We start from the raw sequence: 21,177 nt of genomic DNA on the forward strand, positions 1-21,177 counted from the left end.
TGATTTGATGTGTTTGTTTTAAGCCAGATGTATCACTGCATATAATGCAGTTGCAGATATACCTATCCATAACAGTACTCCTTGTAACAAAGGTTTGAACCCTACGGATGAAAGTACCGCACGTGATAAGCCGGCTCCGATGAGGAATAAAGTGAGCGTTAAGCCAGCTTTAGCAGTTTTAACTACGTATGGGCTAATCGTTGATATAGCCGGGATATAAGTATTGGCAATCATGGCAAGAATAAATATGCCAATAAAGTAAGGAATGCTGATATGTTTTGAATTGTTTTTAAAAATAAAGGATGATAAAAACGCTACCGGGATGATCCATAAAGCCCGGGCAAGTTTTACAGTTGTGGCCACTTCCAGGGCATGCGGTCCATATTTGCTGGCTGCACCTACTACAGAGCTGGTATCATGAATAGCGATAGCACACCATAAGCCAAATTGCGTTTGTGAAAGGTTTAAATAATGCCCGATTAAAGGAAATATAAACAGCGCAATAGAATTAAGAATAAAAACGCAGCCCAGTGCAACTGATATTTGTTTTTTTTCGGCCTTAATTACCGGAGATATGGCAGCTATAGCACTGCCACCGCAAATGGCTGTTCCGGATGAGATCAGGAAGGAGGTTTTCTTTTCTATACGGAACCATTTACCCATCAGGTAACCAAAAACAAGTGTTCCGGTAATGGATGCTACCGTAAATAATATACCTTCTTTGCCTGCTTGCAAAGCGCTGTGAACATTCATGCCAAAGCCTAATCCTACTACTGATACCTGCAATAAAATGTGGGTGGCCTTATGATTTAAATGCAAGTAAGGATGCCCGGTAAACTGAGCGATCACCAAACCCATTAATAAAGCTATGGCGGGGCTTACAAAGGGAGTTAAGCATAATACAGTGCATACAAAAAATATAACTATGCGGATGTTTGAGTTTACGTGGAGCAATAATGTACCGGTATTACTGCTGATTTGATTTGAAGTTTGCATATGATGTTAATTAATACATCGCAAAGGTGAGGGGAATTGATAGAGGATTTTCATCACAAATAACAATGTTTGATAACTAAAAGTTATAGTATATTTTTTATTTAACTGTATTTTGCTTTGCTTTAGCTATTTCAATTAAATATTGTAATTTCTATTGGTTATGGATGTCCTGAGATTTTTCCTGTAAAATATTACTGATATGCAAATAACTAATCTTGCTTTTACCTTATTTAATATGTAAATTTAGTACAAGGCAATAACAATGCTGAGGATATGAAGAACGCGTTTGTAACAGGTTTAGTGATCGGTATTTTTAGCGGAACCTGGCTGTTTGTAATGCATAATTTTGGATATAGTAATTCGGGTAACCACGTTGCTCCGGTTGAATATTTGTCTGTTTTAATACCGTTGACAGGCGTTTATCTTGGTGTAAAAAGCTATAAGGAAAATGAAATGCGGAATAACCTGAGCTTTTTTGATGCGCTGTTTCAAAGTTTCAAAATATTGATCATAGGCGGCGTTTTTGCTTGTCTGGCCGGGCTCATTTATTTAAATTATGTTGACCAGGGAAATAACTTTCTTGATTTTTCGGGCCGTTTATTTGGCGGTTTGCTCATCGGCATAATGATTTGCGTAGGTGTATCTGTAGCGCTCATGAACAGAAGCAGTAAACTCAGTTAAATAATAAATTACCTGTTGAATCGGAATATAGTGGCGTTGGTATTCCTTTTACCCAGTATTAGATCATGTATAATTTGAGCGGCGATAACACTGAAGGTTATTCCATTACCACCAAAGCCCAGCGCGAAAAAGGTGTTAGGCCTTTCGGCAATTGAGCCGATGTAAGGTAAGCCGTCTTTTGTTGAGGCAAACGCACCTGCCCAGCTAAAATCTGGGACTAATGGAATATGCGACATTTTTTTCAAAAAGGCCTTTTTTAACATCTCAGTTTTTCTGTTTATTACCGATGGCAAAATATGAGGATGGTGAAACGGGTCGTCGCGGCCACCGATAAGTATCCGGTTTTCGCTAACCACCCTGAAGTAGAGGTAAGGGACAGCTGTTTCCCAAATCAGGCTGTTTTTGTGCCAAAAAAACTTATCATCAATAGGCTCGGAAACCATTGCATAGGTTGAATTTATATCCGCGATTTTTTTAGGGATGTATTGCAAGCTTTCGTACCCGCAGGCAATGATCAGTTTTTTGGCCTTTATAGTTAAGTTGTTACTGGTAAGCAGCAAAACCCGCTGTTTGGTATGTTCAATATGATGTATTGGGGTATTGTTATAAACCTTGTGCCCGGCGTTCTGAAAATCACGGAATAAAGCGTGTGTAAGCATATAAGCATCTACCTCACCGCCATCCGCGGAAAACAGGCCTCCTGGTGCCTCAAATCCAAATATTTTCTTTACATCTTTACTTTCGAGCCATTCAACATTAAAGCCATGCTTTTTTCTGAGTTTAAATTCTTCCATCAAACAGGCTGTATGTGTTTTAAAGCTTGCATGTTGTAAGCTTGGTCGCAGATGAAAATCAAACGAGGGCTTAAGCGATTTACAGAGGTCGGCAATATCATATATGGCCTGGCGGCAAAGTTCATAGCTTTTCACGGCATCTTTTTCGCCAACAAAGTTTTTTAACACACTTAAGGGGGTATCTATTTCGTACTGTAAAAAGGCAGTGCTTGCCGCGGTGCTACCCATAGCAGCGTGTCTTTTATCAAACACCGCTACTTTTAAGCCCGAATTACGTAAATGCCAGGCGGTTAAAGCCGCGCTGATCCCAGCACCCATAATGGCTACATCTACCTGCAAATCATGTTGCAGGGAGGGATAGGAGCTCACGATACCATTTTTCATGAGCCAGTAAGGCTGTTGCTCGTAAAGGTTCACGTGCTGTTGGGGTTTAAATGATAAACAATGCAACGGCATGTAAAGTTTTTGCCTTTATAATTACACTTAAAACCAGAATTCAATAGGCTGAAAAAAGTAAATCCAATGCTAATGAATGGGTTAGAATTTAAGTTTAAACTTCTTTTAAAAAAAATTTTGAAACTTAATTTAAAATCCTACTTTTGCAAACCCAATCGGGAACGGGATGTAGCGTAGCCCGGTATCGCGCCACATTTGGGATGTGGAGGCCGCAGGTTCGAATCCTGCCATCCCGACGATACCTGTAAAGCCTGTAGATCAATGATTTACAGGCTTTGTTATTTTATATTAAATTTTAAACCACTCTCCTTCAGTAACTTGTGGATTCTAATACTATTAAGTTGACTTAATCGAATATCTGTCTAACCTTCAGTCTGAAATTTAAACATTTGAGGTGCATTTAATTAAAGAAAGTATTATTTAGGCTTTTCGTTTCCAACAAAGGTCATTTCCTTTTCTTCAATTTTACACTCTTTAATTTTTTACGAGCAAATTTTGATGCTGCTGCCAAATATTTTTTCTCGGCGGAATAACGTTTTTCTAATAATTCAGCGAGTTTACTTCTACTTTTTTCATCCAGTTGACCTAATATTTCATCTTCGGCTAAATCGCTTTTCAACGATTTGCGAATATACCTGGTTAACCGACCTTTTTCATATTCACTATATGCTTCTGCAACTTTTAATAAAGCCTCACTGCCGCCTTTGATAGCGGCCGGTAAAAATTGCACAAGTAATACGAATAAAATCGTTTGTTCTGGCGTCAATAGTTTAAGGATATCTCCAACCGTTGTTATAACAGAACCAGAAGTTATCGTAGAAAAACTTAAATGTTTTTTCTGCGACAATGCATAGCTGTTAAAATTCTCTGAAGCTATGCGCCCATAAAAACGATCAATTATGAACATAAATGCCCCTAATTCGCGAACACTGATTTCAGTACTTTCTATCGTTATTAAAAGGTCATATGTACCAGGTTCATTGTCGAACTCTTCAAAGTATGAGGCTTGTAGAGAAGATATAAGGGATGCTGGTATGGTAAGTGAACGATTCATTTTAGAAAGATTTAAACAATAGATTTTTTTCCTGGGTGCCAATTTGGATAATCTATCAAATGAATCAGTTCCTCTAAAACGATCCGAAGATCATCTTTTGATTTATTAATATCCGTTTCAGTTGCCATGTATCTTCGATTGTGTGCACTTAGATCTCCCAATTTTTTTAGACCCGGTAATGCATTTCTTGCATTTCGACCAATATTCCAAATTGATTCTTTTACGAATAAATCAATTAAATCGCTTAAATAGTAAAAGTTTGCTTTGTCATTCTTAACTTTATCAGAGATTCCATACCGCTCAAAAGCCTCGATTATTAATACTTCAAGTAATTTTCTAGTCATAACAGCACAAGCATCAAAGAGATGATTATCGTAACATCGTGCTGCCTGATTAGCCAATTTTTGTAAATATCCTCTGGTATTATTAAAAACTTCTTGGGGAAAAAAAGCATTACTCGCTATTAAGACTTTAGGCATGTTTAATGATTCATCAATCATTGTTCTAAGCGAACGCTCTAAATGATAAAGCGATTTCTGACAAATAAACTTCGGTAACTTACCTTTGACTTTTTTTGATCCTAACTTTAGATATTGAGCGATATTACTGTATTTGATTAGCTTTAGTTCATCAAAGTAATTGCTAATATCTCCTGGTAATGCCCCTTCATTCTTTTTAACTATTGTGTGATAATAAAGAAAATATTGAATTTTTTCACTCGCAGCAATCGACTTAAATTCTGGGACAGAATCTACAAATTTCTCCAAATCCGTCATTTATTCAATCGTTTATTCCATTCCTTTATTTGATTACTGCCTCTGATTGTTATTGATATTGTGGACGTTTTGACTTCTATCCAGCCAGTGCGACTGCTAGTATTTCTCACTGTTTGAGGTAAGTTTTCTGACACTTTCAAATCAAGTATATCATAACATGTGTAGATGTGGTCGAAAGTTACTTCGGTTATTTCTAATACCTGATTGAGATAATAGACAAATAAAAGATTCCTTTCTTGGTCAGTTTTTAATTGATATTTCTCGTAGAAATTAGTTAAGCTTTCTTTTCCGTCCGGCTCAAAATTTATGTTGTTTAGTTTTTTTAATCCTTTAGGCTTAGTTGGAGACTTTTTGCTTGGTGTTTTCTGCGCTTCTTTTATACCTTCTTGTAAAATTTTTTTATTGTTACTTTTAGAACGAGAGGCAGCGCTGGTAGTTCGGTTAATAATTTCTATAGCTTTTTTAATACCTAAATCTAATATTGAAAACTCATCTGTGAGTGGATTGAGATATCCCGATTGAACGGTGCGAGTGAGATTCTTGGAAAGTGTTGAACTATCATATTCTGACTTGCGACCGGATTCTTCATACTTCTCAACAATTTGTTGTCTTGTAAAGCTATCTTTTCCAAAATTAGAAGAGTAAAACGCATAAACTATCAACCATTCAGGTTCTGATCCAGCGAGTTTTTTCATGCCGATAGCCCTTAAAGTTGGATAATTGATTTCTTTGTTTTCTGAGGGTTTTTGTATAGAGTTTATATTTTCATTTCTCGAATTATTAACGACTTGAGCCTCAGTATCTTCGATAATCAAATCTGATGCGCCAAGATTATTTGTATTAGATGTTGTCAAAATTGGGTTAACTCTGCCATTTATTGCGGCATCTCTTAATATTGATGCTATATCTTTACCAACGATATCGCTAAACGACGCCTCAATTGTACGTGCTTCCTTTGTTTCATGTAGTCGAAAACTGTTGCTACCTTTGCTGTTTATTGGCATGGAGTTATTACTAAGTCTCGAAGTGCCACACATTACACATCCTGCGTAATCCTTTTCCAATAGTGATTCGCAAGTTTTACATTTAAATTGTGTTAGGCATTTGCCACAAAAATATCCGGATTTAGGTAAGGGCGTTGAACAGGTTTTACATAGTTCAAGGTCTTCCCCTTGATTTTTTAAGCTATCATTCATAGGTCTATTCTGATTGTGGTTGTTCCTTCTTCTTCTTTAGCACTTTCACTTCTTTAGAAGTAGATTTTCCTTTCAGTATTTCCTTTGCATAAGCTATACCTTCCGGCTTAATAATAAAATTGCTGTTCTGTGTTTTCAACCAATCTTTTTTAATACAACTATTAATATTGTTACCCAAATTAGCTGATGTACTTGTGGAGAAACGATTGTTCTCTTTATATTTTTCAATAATGTCCTCGCGTTTAAAAATTTCGGTACCGAACTTCGATGCAAAAAAAGAGTAACATAGGACCCACTCGGGTTCATTTTTTGGGTAGTTTTTTATGACTAAATCTTTTAAACTCGGGTAGTCATTTTCTTCTTCAATATTAGAATCCACTACATCTTCAAAAGCTTCAGAATTTGTATCGAGTAAAGAAGGTGAAGCAACTCTGTTTTTTGTCGGTGAATTATTAAAAGATTGATTTGATGAATTACCTATTCCAAACCGTTCGATTAAATACTTAATTACCCTAACTTTCGATTCGTCATCAAGTTCCTTAACTAATTCAGTACACTTTGCAATAGCTTCGATTTCTTTATCAAACATGGCATTATCCTATTAAAATTAATACATTAGTATATTTGTGAGATAAAATTAACAGTTATAATTTTATTTGGTATTGATAGTCAGTGTATTGTTAATAAAATCAATAGATGTTGAAAAATATCAACATCTATTAATTCAAATTTACTCAATATAGAGGAAAGATTTTCCTGAGGAATACTTTTGGTTCGAAGTGAAAAATCATAGAAAATTTTCTTAAAGGATACAAACCTTTAAGATCAAAATATTAGAGTTTGTATTCTTGCAATTAAGAAAGTTTGAAAATTCTTAATTGATTTTAATAGTATTATTAAAGTGTCAAATTGGCCAACAATCTTAAATCATGCAGAAAAAGGTTCGAAATTTGTACAGGCAGGGCGACAAAAAGCGATACCAATAAAGATTAAAAGCCTGTAAATCATATGATTTACAGGCTTTTTGCTTTTCAAGGCAGATGAAACTATGAAAAGGTTTAGGATAATGCTTCAGCAGCCGCTACCGTATTGGAGTTTAAAATGTCTTCAGGAGCACCTAATAGGTATAAATAAGTATTAATTGAATGATAAGCTCCTATTGATTGTGGTACCTCCGGATCTAATAGTGAGTTTACCTCAAACCCAAATGGCACATGGCTGTAACCCAATAACAACAGCGATTTAGGAACGATATCAGGTTCGTTAAAAATGCGGAAGCTTCTGGATACAACACTATGATAATATTTAACAAAGTCATGATCGCCGGTGCATGGTGAGGCTAAGGTATAAATAGATACCTTTTTGTCGCCTATGTCCGCTATATCAAGGCCATATAAAGTTACTAAACTTGATCCAAGGCTATGGCCGATCAGGACTACTTGCTTATAATCGCTTAGTCCAAATTCTTTTAAACCTGAGGCTGCGGTTTCCTTCAGGGAAATAGGATTACCAATATGCCCCGGGGCCGAAACCTTTAGGCTCTCATATAGTTTTAGAAAGCCGGTAACCACTTTGCCTGCATTTTGTGCAAATGGGTAAGGAGTAGGGGCGATTTGAAAATCGTCCCACCATTCCATCGGGCTTTGAGTTCCACGGATAGCAATAACAATGTTTGAAGGGTTTGCATCTTCAACAGCGATAAATCCGAAATAAACCGGCAACTTGATTTTGTCAAAAAAATCAGTCATGTGGATGTTTGCAATTAATGTGTAGCCGGCTGGAAATTCAGGATATTGACTTTGAGTAGGGCTTAGTACATTTTTTAATGCTTTATGAACTTCGATTGCGGCTTTTACAAAATACCCATAGTGGAGTGCGTTTGGCGGCAACAGAGTGCCTAATTCTTGATCTTTCATGATTAGATGTTTAAGTGAATGGAGTTTTGGTCTATAAAAATGTATTTAGTTTAAAAATTTATGTTTTATCTGAACCGTAGGCACCGGACTGCCCCATTTTCTGGCTTTTTGAATTGATGTTATAATTAAGTTTTTGTGCTTTCTGAAACTTCGTTGCACAACATAAAGTACGGGAGCTTCGGCACTTTTTACCACAGTAGAAATACCTAATCGTGCTGTAGGGTACTTTCACGTACTATCAGGAATTGTACGCAATAGATTATGGCTTCATAATATTGAACACATCGTGAGTATATTGCAAATAATATTTGGTAACCGATTATTAAATTTGTTTAGCTATTTAATTAACTGCATACCAGTTACACATGACCACCTGATCTGAAACAAAGTAATTGTAGTGAAAAGGAAAAAAATGCTTTTATGGGCGCTGATATTATTGGCCGTGGCATGGTCGGCTACCCGATTTAAAAGTATAGCTGAGGATTTTGATGCCCGGGTTTACGGGTATTATCATGAAAAAATTGGGCCAACTCTTTTTTTACATATCGATAAGTCCATTTACATACCCAACGAGAGTATTTGGTTCAAGGCCTACATTTTAAATGGTGAACCTTTACAAAATGAGGTGCTTTATGTGCGTTTATTGAATGAGCAAAAGCAGATTGTGCTGCAGCAAGAATTTCCCGTTTACGATATCCGCTCTCATGGTGATATGCTTATCCCGATCACAACAGCTCCGGGACATTACAAGCTTATTGCCTATACCGACAAAATGATCAGTTTTAATCCCGAAAATGTATTTGTGCAGCAAGTACAGGTGGTAAAAGACCAATCATCTGATTTAGAAACAGAAGCATTGATTGCTGATAGTACTGTTTTTTCGGCAGGTAAAAGACCCGAAATTATGGTTAAGGTAACTTCAAATGATCATGAAGTTTCAAAGGCTAAAGGCATTTATAAAATTTATAGGGCAGATAAAAAAATAATTGCTGAAGGGAAGTTTTTAACTGGTGCTACCGGTATAGCAGTATTTAATTTCAACTATCCTGAACTTGCAGCGAGTGACAACCTTTTTTTAGAGTGCGATGTTACAGATAAGCAACAAACAAAAAAATTGCATATACGGTTGCCAAAAAATCCGGTAACTGTTTCAGCTGCTTGTTATCCGGAAGGGGGGCATCTGATAAATGGCACATCAAATAAAGTTTTTATAGCTGTTACCGATGCCGGTGGACAGCCCGCTATTGTACGACTGATATTGAAAAGTGGTGAAAAACAAATAATCTCAGTTGCTACTGATGGCAGAGGCTATGCAATAGTAAACTTTACACCCAATATTAACGAAAAATATAGCCTGTTACTTCAAGGTCATGGATATTCCAAAACAATTGCGTTTCCGGTAAAGATTGAACCGGCCGGATATGTTATTCAATTAGCCGGATCACCAGATCATCCTTTTATGGTGGTGAAAAATCAAAACATGCCTCGAAATGTTGTTTTGATGGGTCGAACGATATCAGCATTAAAGTTTAATAGATCATTGACCATAAAAAGCGGCGATTCGGTTCGTGTTGTTTTACCTCAAAACGATTCCGTAAATCATGTAATTGATCTGGGCCTATTTGATGAAAATAACAAGCTTTTAGCCGAGCGCCTGGTATATATCCCTACCGCCGAAAAATATCACGTTTCTCTTCGTTTTGATAAAACCAGTTATAAATCACGGGGAAAAGTGCGGGCTGATATTGCAGTAACTGATGGCAACGGTAGTCCGGTTGCCGCAAATTTTTCTGTAGCTGTAGTTGCTAATCAAACACTTGATCCACTGGCCGAAAAGCGTATTACCCAAACAGATCTGTACGCTTTGCAAAATTACACTTCCGTAGTAAGTGATGTAAATGATATTAATAACGAGTTGATCAGGGAAAATATCAGATCGGGCAGTTGGGCGGATATAATGAATTATCAGCCTAAGGGTAAAATAAATACGTTTTCTAATGCTGCCGGTGTTTTTGGTTATGTGGTTAGCAAAAAGAAAAAAAAGATAGCTCTCAAAACATTGTATCTGTATAGTAAAAATGGTTTAACAGAAGTGGCGGTTAATGAGAACGGTTCGTTTTCAATACCGGCAAAAGATCTGGTAACTCAAAGAGGAGATACTAAATACCTTATCGTTGACAAAGATTTCAACAACAGGTATGACCTGCAAATCAAAAACTATCCAGCCGATTTTGATGCCAGGATAACGATGATCAGTTTACCGGAAAGCCAGTTATTTTACAGCCCGCTTAAACGAGCTGATCAAATCGCGTCTATAATGTCAGGAAAGATACTTAAAGAGGTTGTTATTAAGGGTGCAAAAAACACATCTACAGTCCCCGGAGACTTTAACGCAACGGAGTATCACTCGCTCAATTGCACAGATTATGTTTGTTTTTACAATATCCTAAACTGTAAAAATCATACAACCGGAGGTTCGCCTCCAGTTGAGGGACAGATATATGTATTAGACGGACGTCCGGTGAGATATCATGGATGCAGTTCAAATAATGAGAAAAGTAATACCTATAAGGTTAAAAATATCGATCTGCCTCAAAACTTTTATTTACCTGACTACGAAAAAGAACCGGTTTCAACCCCGGAGTTACAATCTACTCTATTCTGGGATCCTAACTTTAATACCGGGCCTAACGGGAAAAGCAGGATCGAGTTTTATACCTCAGATATCAAAGGAGCTTTTAATATAGTGGTTCAGGGACTTACCATAAATGGCCTTACTCCTGTTTTTGGAAAGATAGAATTTAAAGTCATTCAGAAGAATCCAGTTTCAAGTAAATAATTACCTTATCCATTTGTTTGGTTAAGTATAGGTGTTTATTCAATTTCATTATTTGGATTTAATCTAAATAAATACTTACTTTGCCGCACATCAAATGTCCTTAAACAGTGAAATCAACTCCTCCCTAAAAATTTGATATAAAAAAGCCCGGTTATCCGTCGCCAAACATCCTACCGGGCCATGTTAACAAATCCTTCAATTTATTAATCATTCAACAAAACTATGAAATCTTTGCTATTATGCAGTAAACCCTTTACCCTACATCTCACAAAAAACATACTTAAATTGTCTTGCACACTTATTCTGTTGTTATGTATGCAGCGCAGCTGGGCTCAGTCTACTACCGGATCTATCCAGGGGACCGTTAAAACTACAGATGGCCAACCGGCCGCAATGGTAAATATTGTATTAAACGGAACTAATAAGGGTGCAAATGTTAATGAGCGCGGCACCTATCGTATCAATAAAATATTGCCTGGTACCTACACTATTACAGCCAAGCTTGTAGGCTATGTTACTACAAGTAAACAAGCCGAAGTTAAGTCCGGCGAAACATTGGTAATTGATTTTACCATTACAGAAGATAACCAGACCCTAAAGGAGGTTAGCATTTCTGCTGGCTATAACAAGTTTGCCAAAAAGGAAACGGAGGGCGTGGCCAGAATGCCGCTCAAAAATTTGGAGAACCCGCAGGTTTATAATGTGGTGCCTAAAGAGCTTTTGCAGGATCAGGTTATTGTAAGTTATAACGATGTGTTAAAAAACGTAACCGGCGTAAGCCAAGCCTTAGTGAACGGCTCTAATTCGTTTAATCTTCGTGGCTTTTTTACCAGTAGCTATCTGCGTAACGGGTTGCAGGATTCTAAACAAAACAGTATAGAGGTTGCTAATATTGAGCGTATTGAAGTGTTGAAAGGGCCATCGGCTACACTGTTTGGCAGCAGCCTTACTTCCTTTGGTGGTTTGCTGAACCGGGTTACCAAACAGCCTCTTGATACCTTTCAGGGCGAGGTTGGTTATACCGTAGGTGGTTTTGGCCTGAGTCGCGTAACTGCCGATTTTAATACCCCGCTTAATAAAGAAAAAGGTTTATATCTGCGTACCAATGTGGCCTATGATGATGAGGGCAGCTATCAGGATGCTGGCTTTACCAGGCGCTTATTTATAGCGCCATCCTTATTATACAAGGTAAACGACCGCTTATCCCTTTCATTAGATGCGGAGATCTATAATCAAAAATCAAATGATTTTAACCGTTTGTTCCCTGAAGCTTCATTTACCAAAACCAACCCACGAGATCTGGGTATTAACTGGCTAAAATCATACAGCAATAATGATCTGTATGAAACTGCTCCCTCGGTAAGTGTTTATGGACAAGTAAATTATAAACTATCTGATAACTGGAAATCAACCACTGCTTTTTCGCATACTAACTCAGAAGTAGAAGGTTATTGGAGTTATAACAACATTGTTGGCGATAGTGTGGTTTCGCGCAACCCAGGTTATCAGCACTACAATTATAACTATACTGAAGTGCAGCAAAACTTCAACGGCGATTTCAAAATTGGTAATATGCGTAACCGTGTAGTGATCGGGTTAGATTATTTTACCAATACCACTAATGGTACATCGGCTATGGTTTATGGTTTTGATGAGGTACGCATTCAGGGACGTGACCCCAAATATAATGAGTTGACACGTCCGGCTCTTGATTCGGCGTTGACTAACAAGTCATATAGTAAAAGCCGCAGCCGCCAAAGCACTTACAGTGTTTATGCATCAGATGTATTAAATATTACCGATAACCTGAATGTAATGGCCAGCCTGCGGGTTGACCATTTTGTAAATGGCGGTACTTACGATATTAATCAGGATACAACAACCGGTAAATTCAATCAAACAGCATTATCACCTAAATTAGGTTTGGTTTATCAAATTATCCCTAACCAGGTTTCTTTATTCGGTAATTACATGAATGGCTTCAGTAACAATGGGCCAACCCGTCAGCCCGATGGCACTTTTACCTCATTTAAACCAAGCCAGGCCAACCAATGGGAGGGAGGTGTAAAGCTTGATCTGTTTAACGGTAAACTGAACAGTACTTTGAGCTATTACCACATTAAAGTAGATAATGTAATTCATAACAGCTTTGCAGCTGGGCAAGCTGGTTTCCAGGTACAGGATGGCGGGCAGCTTAGTAAAGGTTTTGAGGCCGAAGTGATTGCTAATCCATTCACCGGCTTTAACCTGATTGCGGGTTATGCTTACAATGATATTTACACCATCAACACCGATCCTGATGCCGATGGCTTACATCAATGGACAGGGCCTGCACAAACCGCAAACCTTTGGTTGAGCTACCATTTTTTCAACACATCTTTAAAGGGATTGGGCTTAGGTATTGGCGGTAATTATAATGGTAAGGCTTATATTCAGCAATCAAGATCACAAGGTGAATTTTATATGCCATCATACAAAGTGCTGAACGCGGTTATCAGCTATGATCAGCCGGTTTACCGAATCAGCCTAAAAATGGATAACTTAACAAATGAAGTTTACTGGGGCAGCTATGTGAGCCAGATGATGCCGCGCAGGTTTAGCGCAACTGTAGCTTTTAAAATTAAATAATGAGCACTTTAAAAAATATCAAAAGATGGTTTTGGGTTCACCGGTGGACGAGCCTCATCTGTACCTTATTTCTGTTGCTGCTTTGCTTAACAGGGCTGCCGCTGATATTTGAAGAGGAAATTGACCACCTGCTGAGCAAGGATGCACCTTATGAAGTATTGCCAAAAGATACGCCAAGGGCCAATCTGGATGATATGGTGAAGGTAGCACAGCAACGCTACCCTAAAGAAGCCCTGAGTTTTCTTTTTATTGATGACGAGGAGCCACAGGTTGTAGTAAACATGATGCCCAGCCTGAAAGGCAACCCGAACACACGGCATGAAATGCAGTTTGATGCCCGCACAGGTAAACTGTTAAAAGATGAACCATCTGAAGCGGAGCAACCGCAAACCTTTTTGGGTCTGATGCTGTCCTTACATACCGATATGTTTGCAGGTTTGGCAGGCGAATTATTTTTGTGTTTAATGGGATTACTTTTTGTATTTTCCATAATCTCGGGTATCGTGCTGTATGGTCCATTTATGAAAAAACTGGATTTTGGTACTGTGCGTACAGGGCGGTCAACCAGGTTAAAGTGGCTTGATCTGCATAATTTAATAGGTATAGCAACGGCTGCCTGGCTACTGGTAGTGGGAATTACTGGTGTGATCAATGAGCTATCAACCCCGCTTTTTGGTTTATGGCAAATTACAGATGTGAAAAAAATGCTCGATCAGTATAAGGACAGGCCTTTGCCAAAGTCGCAGCAATTGAGTTCTATACAGGAGGCTTATAACACCGCTCAAAAAGCTGTTCCGGGAATGACCATTACCAGCGTGATCTATCCTGGTAATGTGTTTGGTACCCCATATCATTTTTTGATATACACCAAAGGAGATAAAGCGTTAACCTCAAGATTATTCACCCCGGTGCTGGTTGATGCCAATACCGGAAAGCTGGACGCGGTAGTAAATATGCCGGTATATCTGAAAGGATTAGAAGTTTCGCGTCCGCTGCATTTTGGCGATTATGGCGGCATGCCTTTAAAGGTAATCTGGGCACTTTTTGATATCCTGGCCATTATTGTATTGATCAGTGGGGTATACCTCTGGGTGGTGCGACGCAAATTTTATGCAGATTATTTTTTACGCTTATCATCAGAAGAAAATATATGAAAGTTCAGCCATCAAGAAAAATTTGGGGAATCCCGGTTTTATTGGGTTTAATTACCCTATTCGGCTTATTATCGGCACTGCTCGGAACCGGCGTCTGGTGGGTACTGGCGTGGGGAGCTATGGTTATTCCGTTAATAGTTGTCATGGTAAAAACCAGGATATGGAAAGCCTTTCAAAAAGGTTAAAGCTGCCTGGTAAAAATTGATTGGACCTGTAATATATTGATCTGTTTTTTGAATCAGATAATGTATTGCAGGTTTCTTCTTATTAAGAAACCTATTCCTTTTGTTACATGCTGATCCTACTGTTAATTATAAATTAACAATAGGATTACGTGCTTAAATTACCTTTGACGACATCAAAATATAACTCTCCGGGATCGTCATATGCATAAAAACAATGTGAGTGATGAATATTTGCTTGAGCAGATCTGTGTTTATAATGATGACCAGTGTTTGGAAGACCTGTTTAGTCGTTATTTTCAGCAGCTGTGTACATTTTCAAATAACTTTGTTAAGGACTATGCTATAGCCGAGGAGTTAGTTGCCGATACCTTTTGTGCTATTTGGTTTAACCGCCGTAATTTAAATGTTCCTGATAAGGCTCGCCCATATCTGTATAAAGCCATCAGAAATCATTCGCTCAATTACCTAAAGAAAAAGCGGGTTGATCATACCGACCTGAGTTATGCCGAAGCCATCCCCGATCAAACCTTAGGGCCAGAGCAACAACTTGCGTTCAATGAACTTTTAAACGAGGTTAACTTATTGATTGATGCCTTGCCCGAAAAAAAACGGATCATTTTCCGCATGAATAAAATGGAAGGCTTCAAATACAAAGAAATTGCCGATATATTAGGTATATCTGTTCATACTGTTCAAAACCATATGGTGGAGGCTATAAAAATGCTGGCAGAGAACGCTCCGCAAAACAACCTGCTTTTTTTAGCACTGATTGTGCTTACATTATCTTAACAGAAAGATAGCTATTTCTTAATTGCCTTCACTGGTAGATTTTTTTCCGGATCGCTGTCTATGGTGTTGATTATGGATAAAGATCTTTTTTACACGTTAACTACCAAATACCTCAGCGGCGAATCAACCTTACAGGAAACAGATCAGTTAAATGAGTATTTAGAACAAGAATACTTTTTAGAGCTGTTTCTGAAAATTAACGAAACCTGGATTCAAAAAGGAAAAGCGAATAATGACCATATCTATGATCTGGACAGGGGGCTCGCATTACTGAGGACCGGTATAGCAAAACAACACGAAAATATACCCGTAAAAACAATCCGTTCCTATAAAAAATATTATGCAATAGCAGCAGTGCTGGCTGGTTTGGCATTAAGCATCTTATTTATATTTTACTCATCTAAAAAAGACCTGGTTAGTATTACCGCGCAAACCGGCACCATCAAACAGTTTGATCTGCCCGATGGTAGCCATATTGCTTTAAATGCCGGTAGTACACTACAATTCCCGGAAAAGTTTGATCAACAAACCCGGGAAGTTTATTTAACCGGTGAGGCGCTTTTTAAAGTAAAGTCTGATAAAACACACCCCTTTATTGTTCACTCGGGCAACTACTCAACTAAGGCCGTTGGTACTGTGTTTAATATTAAAGCATTTTCCAATGAAGATCATATTACCATATCACTCATCAAAGGAAGGGTGCTCATCTCTAATAAATTCAATACGCTTCATGACCAGGTTTTGCTGCCCATGCAAATGCTAACAGCATATAAAACAACTAATAGAATTTCGATCAATAATTTTAATCCAGAGATGGTTACCAGTTGGCGGGCCCGTGAACTGCGCTTTAAGGATGAGCCTTTGCCCGAGGTATTTAACAGTATAGCGCGTAAGTATGGTATAGCCGTAAGTTACAATGAAAAGGTATTTAAAAATTGCAGAGTAAACGGTGCTTTCACTACCGAGTCGGTTACCGAAGTACTTGAGGTACTAAAGTTTGCCCTCAGGTTTAATTATAAGATCAGTACTGATCAAAAGGGCAGACAGCTAATTGTTATTAATGGTTCAGGATGTTAACACTAAACAAAAGCTCATAGATGGTGGAATAAAAAAGCTAAATAAAAAACAGAGGCACCTGCTGATAGGTACCTCCGAATAGTTTTCAAGAGGTCTCAAGCTCCGGGAAACTTTAATTAATTGTCAAATTAATCCAAACAAAAATTATGAAAATTATTATACAAAACAAGGATTTTGTATTTGTTATTCTATTGTCTTTATTTTTAAGCAGCAACCTGTTTGGCCAGCAAAAGCAAAATGGCCCGGCAAGTACTGTTATTATTAATATACAGGCACAAAAAATAAGCCTTGCTGAATGTTTTAAAAAGCTGGAAACAGCTACCGGTTATCAATTTGTGTATTCATCAAAAGAGGTGGATGCAAACGAGCCCACAGGTTTGAATTTTGTAAAGCAATCATTGGCGCAGGTGCTGTCAAAACTAGGTGAGAAACATCATTTATCATTTAAAATTATTAATAAGCAAATTGCTGTTAATAGGAGCCAGATAAATATTGGTCCGTCTCATCTGGTTACCGGCGAGGTTATTGATTCGGCAACACACGAAACCATTATAGGAGCCTCGGTACACTTAAAAAGTAATCAAACAGGCGTTCTTACTGACGTAAGCGGAAGGTTTTCATTGAACGCCGGTTATGGAGATGAACTCATGGTATCGTACATAGGTTACAAAAACCAATCGGTAACCATTACTCAGGATCATTTGGTTATTACACTGGCTGGCAAACAGTCTGCATTATCAGAGGTGGTAGTAGTAGGATACGGTGTACAGAAAAAACGCGATGTAACCGGTTCAGTAGTATCTATTACCGCCGATGATATTAAACAAATACCTGCTACCAACCCTTTCCAGGCCATTAAAGGTAAAGCGGCGGGTGTAGATGTTTTTAACGGAGGGAATGAGCCCGGCGCGGCTATTAATATCCAGATCAGGGGGCAAAACTCCATTAATGTAAATAACCCGCCCCTGGTGGTGCTTGATGGTATTCCTGCAATAGATGGTTTTATTAATGATATAAACCCGTCGGATATTCAATCAATTGAAGTTTTAAAAGATGCGTCCGCAACAGCCATATATGGTTCAAGGGCATCAAATGGTGTATTGTTAATTACTACCAAACGGGGTTCAACCGGCAAAACCAATATTAGCTATGATTCCTATTATGGTGTAACATCAACCATCAACAGGCTTGATCTGATGAATGGAGCTCAGTTTGCTCAACTGCGCAGGGAGGCTAACCGTACTGATGATCCGAAAGGGGCATATCCGCAAGACAAGGATATTTTTGATAACATAGCACTTGAATCGATAGCCAAAGGTCGCAGTACCGATTGGCAGGATGTGATTTACGGAAACGGTAATAAACAAAATCATCAGCTGTCAGTAAATGGGGGAGGTGAGAAAACTCAGTTTGCACTGTCAACCAATTATTTTAAAGAAAATGGTATCGTTGATAAATCTGATTATACCCGTGGATCGTTCCGTATAAATGTTGACCATCATATTAATGATAAGTTCAAAGCCGGTATATCATCATTTGCCAGCCGTTCAATTCAGCACGTGCCCAGCGGCGATGTGTTTGATAATGCCTTAAGGTTAAATCCGCTTGGTGTGCCTTATGATGATCAGGGTAATTTGCTTTTCAGGCCCAATAACGATGAAGGACAGCGTGTCAATCCTTTATATGATATCAATGGATCGCTTGATGAACGTTACCAAACCCGGGTTTTTGCCAGTATTTATGGCGAATACAAGATATCGCCATCATTAAGTTATCATTTAAATGTTGGCCCCGATGCTGAATTCGCCAACGGCGGAACATTTAATGGCAGCCTTACCACAGCTAACCAGGGTGGTTCATCAACAGCAGGCGTAAATGAAACCAATATATTTTCAATCACTGTAGAAAATATATTGAATTACGATAAACGGTTTGGTACAGATCATCACATTACAGCAACGGCTGTTCAAAGTTACCAGAACCAGGTTACCAATTCGTCATTTACCAATGTAAGCAAATTACCGTACGAATCGCAAACCTATCACAATTTGGCAACCGCGGGTTCGGTAACAGGTGTAGGCAGCGATTACCAAAAATGGAGCTTGCTATCTTACATGGGCCGTATCAACTATCAGTATAAAGATAGGTATCTCCTTACCATTACTGGCCGTGCTGATGGATCTTCCCGTTTTGCAGAAGGTCACAAATGGGGCTTTTTTCCTTCAGCGGCGTTAGCCTGGAAAATGTCGGACGAAGACTTTTTAAAAAGCAGCAAACTGGTTTCTACACTTAAACTCCGTACCAGTTACGGTAGCACAGGTAATACGGGTATTCAGCCGTATAAAACATTTGGGGTATTACAAAAAACGACTTACACTTTTGGAGATACCGGAGCGCCGGGATTTTTACCGGGTACCATATCTAACCCTAATTTAAAGTGGGAAACTACCAACCAGATCAATGCCGCTGTTGACTTTGGTTTTTGGAACGACCGCCTTACAGGAACGGTAGAATACTATCAATCCAAAACACATGATATATTGCTCAATCGTAGTATACCAACCAGTACCGGTTTTGTTGATGTATTGGAAAATATAGGTTCTACAAAAAACGATGGTATTGAGGTTTCCTTATCGTCGGTAAACATTGCCTCATCTCATAATGGTTTCCGTTGGAGAACAGACATCAACTTTTCTAAAAATAATAACAAGATTACCGAATTGATGGGTGATGGAAAAGATGTGGTTGGTAACGGCTGGTTTATAGGCCACCCGATCAAAGTGTTTTACGATTACAAAAAAATAGGTATCTGGCAAACATCAGAAGCCGCCGAAGCCAAAGCAAACGGTTTTGCAGTAGGAGGTATCAAAATTGAAGATACCAACCACGACGGGAAATATGATGCTAACGACCGCCAGATATTGGGTTCGTATACTCCCGCATGGATAGGTGGTTTAACCAATACGTTTTCATACCGTGGGTTCGATTTATCGGTAGTATTAAATACCAGGCAAAACTATCTCACCTATTCACAATGGTACGATAATAATAACAGGCTTGCCGGCAGGTATAATAACCTTAACGTAAATTACTGGACTCCGGAAAACCCTACTAATGATAACCCTCGACCTGATAAAAACCAGGAAGGCGTTTTTCTGGGTTCAACATTGGCATACAAAGATGTGAGTTTTGTAAGGGTCAAGAATATCAACTTTACTTATCATTTCCCTTTAGCCTGGATCAAAAAGTTACAGATGAGCGCCCTGAGCCTTACGGTATCGGCCGAGAATCCATTTACTATAACTGATTATAAAGGTTACGATCCTGAATTTGAATCAACGGGGCAACGCGCTTTGTATCCTTCAACAAAAATGTATGCTGTTGGGCTCAATGCCTCTTTTTAAAGTATTAACCTGAACTAATTTAAAATGAAAATTATAAAAAAGCTTTTTATTGCCTTATGTGTCGGCGGTATCGCATTAGGCTCTTCCTGTAAACTGGAAGAGATACCGGTTTCCCAGGCTACGCCAGAAACATTATTTACAACCCCGTCAGGAATACGGGATGGGTTATATGGTGTTTATTCCAAGTTAAGAGCCCTCTATGGTTCGCAGGTAGGTTTTACCTTAACAACTATGGGTACCGATATTTTTCAGCACGGAAAAGATGGTGGCTATAAATTTTTAGAGGCCTATGATAGCCAAACTAACTCTTCCGTAGGTTATTTTGCTCAATTGTGGTATGATTGTTACCAGGGTATTAATGCAGCTAATACTATATTAGCTTATGCCGATAAAGCAGGTCTGCCAGATAACTTGAAAACACAATATAAAGCCGAGACCCGTTTTCTGAGAGCACACTTTTACTACTGGCTTACCGTACAGTTTGGTAATGTGGTTTTAGCTACCACAGAAACCAAAGGCGTAAATACCACAGCAACAAGTACATCTAAAGAAGAGATTTGGAAGTTGATGCGCGAGGATACGCAATACGCGGTTGATAACCTGGGTTGGACGGCCGATGCTTATGGTAAAGTAACCAAAGGAGCAGCCTTACAACAATTAGCCATTATTATGCTCATGCAAAAGGATTATCAGAAGGCTGCCGATGCTGCTAAAACCATTATTGAATCGGGCCCTTATAAATTGCTTGATTCTTATGCTGATATTTTCAGGTATGATAACCAGCAAAATGCCGAGATCATTTTTGCAGCTCAGTATACCAAAGATCTGCTCCAAAATGGTGATGGTAACCAGGGGCACGCGTTTTTTACCCCGGCATATGATCAGTTCCCGGGTTTACAGCGCGATTTAAACCAGGGTGGTCGCCCATATACCCGTTTCAGGCCGACCGAGTTTTTCCGGAATTTGTTTAATCCGAACGATAGCCGCTTCGAAGCTACTTTCAGGTATGTATGGTTTTATAATAACCCTGCAACATTGCCAAAAGGTAAAGCCATGGGCGATACGGTTGAATGGCAGATAAGCCCGGGAGTAACCTCTAAAATTGCGCCTAATACAGATAATATGCATTGGGCCATCAAAAAGCACGATGATCCTACCAGGGCAAGTGTTCAGGATCTGGCCGGTTTCCGCGACTTCTTTATTTACCGTCTGTCAGAAACCTATCTTACAGC

General features: G+C 38.6%; 16 protein-coding genes and 1 tRNA gene. 10 read left to right on the top strand and 7 right to left on the bottom strand.

The features are described from left to right. Positions 1-18: 18 nt before the first annotated feature. Entirely contained in the window at positions 19-996 is a 978-nt protein-coding gene (locus tag AAGC65_RS12695) for a putative sulfate exporter family transporter (RefSeq protein ID WP_343112826.1), read from the bottom strand. Positions 997-1,269: 273 nt separating this feature from the next. On the opposite strand from AAGC65_RS12695, the gene AAGC65_RS12700 reads away from it, so the two are divergent. Continuing rightward, on the top strand, positions 1,270-1,677 hold the full coding sequence (locus AAGC65_RS12700; protein ID WP_343112827.1) for a DUF4199 domain-containing protein: 408 nt from the start codon (positions 1,270-1,272) through the stop codon (positions 1,675-1,677). 8 nt (positions 1,678-1,685) lie between these two features. Here AAGC65_RS12700 and AAGC65_RS12705 read toward each other — a convergent pair whose 3' ends face one another. Then, positions 1,686-2,888, bottom strand: coding sequence for an FAD-dependent oxidoreductase (locus tag AAGC65_RS12705; protein WP_343112828.1), 1,203 nt, complete (start codon positions 2,886-2,888; stop codon positions 1,686-1,688). 201 nt (positions 2,889-3,089) lie between these two features. Between AAGC65_RS12705 and AAGC65_RS12710 the strand changes: the two genes are divergently transcribed. Next, positions 3,090-3,163, top strand: a tRNA-Pro gene (locus AAGC65_RS12710). A gap of 209 nt (positions 3,164-3,372) precedes the next feature. Here the strand turns inward: AAGC65_RS12710 and AAGC65_RS12715 are convergent. From AAGC65_RS12715 to AAGC65_RS12735, 5 genes are all read right to left on the bottom strand, one after another. Continuing rightward, on the bottom strand, positions 3,373-3,981 hold the full coding sequence (locus AAGC65_RS12715) for a hypothetical protein (RefSeq protein ID WP_343112829.1): 609 nt from the start codon (positions 3,979-3,981) through the stop codon (positions 3,373-3,375). Positions 3,982-3,992: 11 nt separating this feature from the next. Further along, on the bottom strand, positions 3,993-4,757 hold the full coding sequence (locus AAGC65_RS12720; RefSeq protein ID WP_343112830.1) for a hypothetical protein: 765 nt from the start codon (positions 4,755-4,757) through the stop codon (positions 3,993-3,995). Continuing rightward, positions 4,754-5,953 (bottom strand): hypothetical protein, encoded by a 1,200-nt coding sequence (locus tag AAGC65_RS12725; RefSeq protein WP_343112831.1) that lies wholly within the window; start codon positions 5,951-5,953, stop codon positions 4,754-4,756. The genes AAGC65_RS12720 and AAGC65_RS12725 overlap by 4 nt, the downstream gene beginning before the upstream one ends. Before the next feature lie 4 nt (positions 5,954-5,957). After that, positions 5,958-6,542, bottom strand: coding sequence for a hypothetical protein (locus AAGC65_RS12730; protein WP_343112832.1), 585 nt, complete (start codon positions 6,540-6,542; stop codon positions 5,958-5,960). A gap of 469 nt (positions 6,543-7,011) precedes the next feature. Next, positions 7,012-7,869, bottom strand: a complete 858-nt coding sequence (locus AAGC65_RS12735; protein ID WP_343112833.1) for a lipase family protein — start codon at positions 7,867-7,869, stop codon at positions 7,012-7,014. 397 nt (positions 7,870-8,266) lie between these two features. Here AAGC65_RS12735 and AAGC65_RS12740 point away from each other — a divergent pair, with 397 nt between their 5' ends. From AAGC65_RS12740 to AAGC65_RS12775, 8 genes are all read left to right on the top strand, one after another. After that, on the top strand, positions 8,267-10,708 hold the full coding sequence (locus AAGC65_RS12740; protein WP_343112834.1) for a hypothetical protein: 2,442 nt from the start codon (positions 8,267-8,269) through the stop codon (positions 10,706-10,708). Positions 10,709-11,023: 315 nt separating this feature from the next. After that, entirely contained in the window at positions 11,024-13,336 is a 2,313-nt protein-coding gene (locus AAGC65_RS12745) for a TonB-dependent receptor (RefSeq protein WP_343112835.1), read from the top strand. Beyond that, a complete protein-coding gene (locus AAGC65_RS12750; RefSeq protein WP_343112836.1) occupies positions 13,336-14,490 on the top strand; it encodes a PepSY-associated TM helix domain-containing protein in 1,155 nt (384 codons plus the stop codon). Before AAGC65_RS12745 ends, AAGC65_RS12750 begins: the two co-directional genes overlap by 1 nt. Further along, positions 14,487-14,675 (top strand): hypothetical protein, encoded by a 189-nt coding sequence (locus tag AAGC65_RS12755; protein ID WP_343112837.1) that lies wholly within the window; start codon positions 14,487-14,489, stop codon positions 14,673-14,675. The genes AAGC65_RS12750 and AAGC65_RS12755 overlap by 4 nt, the downstream gene beginning before the upstream one ends. 201 nt (positions 14,676-14,876) lie before the next feature. Next, positions 14,877-15,464 carry an RNA polymerase sigma-70 factor gene (locus AAGC65_RS12760; RefSeq protein ID WP_343112838.1) on the top strand — a complete coding sequence of 196 codons (588 nt, stop codon included), beginning with the start codon at positions 14,877-14,879 and terminating at the stop codon, positions 15,462-15,464. A 72-nt stretch (positions 15,465-15,536) separates the two neighbouring features. Beyond that, positions 15,537-16,541, top strand: coding sequence for a FecR domain-containing protein (locus AAGC65_RS12765; protein WP_343112839.1), 1,005 nt, complete (start codon positions 15,537-15,539; stop codon positions 16,539-16,541). A 146-nt stretch (positions 16,542-16,687) separates the two neighbouring features. Continuing rightward, positions 16,688-19,945, top strand: a complete 3,258-nt coding sequence (locus AAGC65_RS12770; protein ID WP_343112840.1) for a TonB-dependent receptor — start codon at positions 16,688-16,690, stop codon at positions 19,943-19,945. Between the two features lie 24 nt (positions 19,946-19,969). Beyond that, a partial coding sequence (locus AAGC65_RS12775; RefSeq protein WP_343112841.1) for a RagB/SusD family nutrient uptake outer membrane protein occupies positions 19,970-21,177 on the top strand: 1,208 nt, incomplete at its 3' end.

This window comes from Mucilaginibacter sp., from assembly GCF_039207105.1.
In the GTDB taxonomy this organism is placed as follows: Bacteria; Bacteroidota; Bacteroidia; order Sphingobacteriales; family Sphingobacteriaceae; genus Mucilaginibacter.

Coding starts and splice junctions, on each gene's coding strand:
- AAGC65_RS12745 (WP_343112835.1), top strand. CDS start 11,024: ATGCAGCGCAGCTGGGCTCAGTCTACTACCGGATCTATCCAGGGGACC.
- AAGC65_RS12715 (WP_343112829.1), bottom strand. CDS start 3,981: ATGAATCGTTCACTTACCATACCAGCATCCCTTATATCTTCTCTACAA.
- AAGC65_RS12765 (WP_343112839.1), top strand. CDS start 15,537: ATGGATAAAGATCTTTTTTACACGTTAACTACCAAATACCTCAGCGGC.
- AAGC65_RS12750 (WP_343112836.1), top strand. CDS start 13,336: ATGAGCACTTTAAAAAATATCAAAAGATGGTTTTGGGTTCACCGGTGG.
- AAGC65_RS12720 (WP_343112830.1), bottom strand. CDS start 4,757: ATGACGGATTTGGAGAAATTTGTAGATTCTGTCCCAGAATTTAAGTCG.
- AAGC65_RS12760 (WP_343112838.1), top strand. CDS start 14,877: ATGCATAAAAACAATGTGAGTGATGAATATTTGCTTGAGCAGATCTGT.
- AAGC65_RS12735 (WP_343112833.1), bottom strand. CDS start 7,869: ATGAAAGATCAAGAATTAGGCACTCTGTTGCCGCCAAACGCACTCCAC.
- AAGC65_RS12725 (WP_343112831.1), bottom strand. CDS start 5,953: ATGAATGATAGCTTAAAAAATCAAGGGGAAGACCTTGAACTATGTAAA.
- AAGC65_RS12755 (WP_343112837.1), top strand. CDS start 14,487: ATGAAAGTTCAGCCATCAAGAAAAATTTGGGGAATCCCGGTTTTATTG.
- AAGC65_RS12695 (WP_343112826.1), bottom strand. CDS start 996: ATGCAAACTTCAAATCAAATCAGCAGTAATACCGGTACATTATTGCTC.
- AAGC65_RS12700 (WP_343112827.1), top strand. CDS start 1,270: ATGAAGAACGCGTTTGTAACAGGTTTAGTGATCGGTATTTTTAGCGGA.
- AAGC65_RS12770 (WP_343112840.1), top strand. CDS start 16,688: ATGAAAATTATTATACAAAACAAGGATTTTGTATTTGTTATTCTATTG.
- AAGC65_RS12730 (WP_343112832.1), bottom strand. CDS start 6,542: ATGTTTGATAAAGAAATCGAAGCTATTGCAAAGTGTACTGAATTAGTT.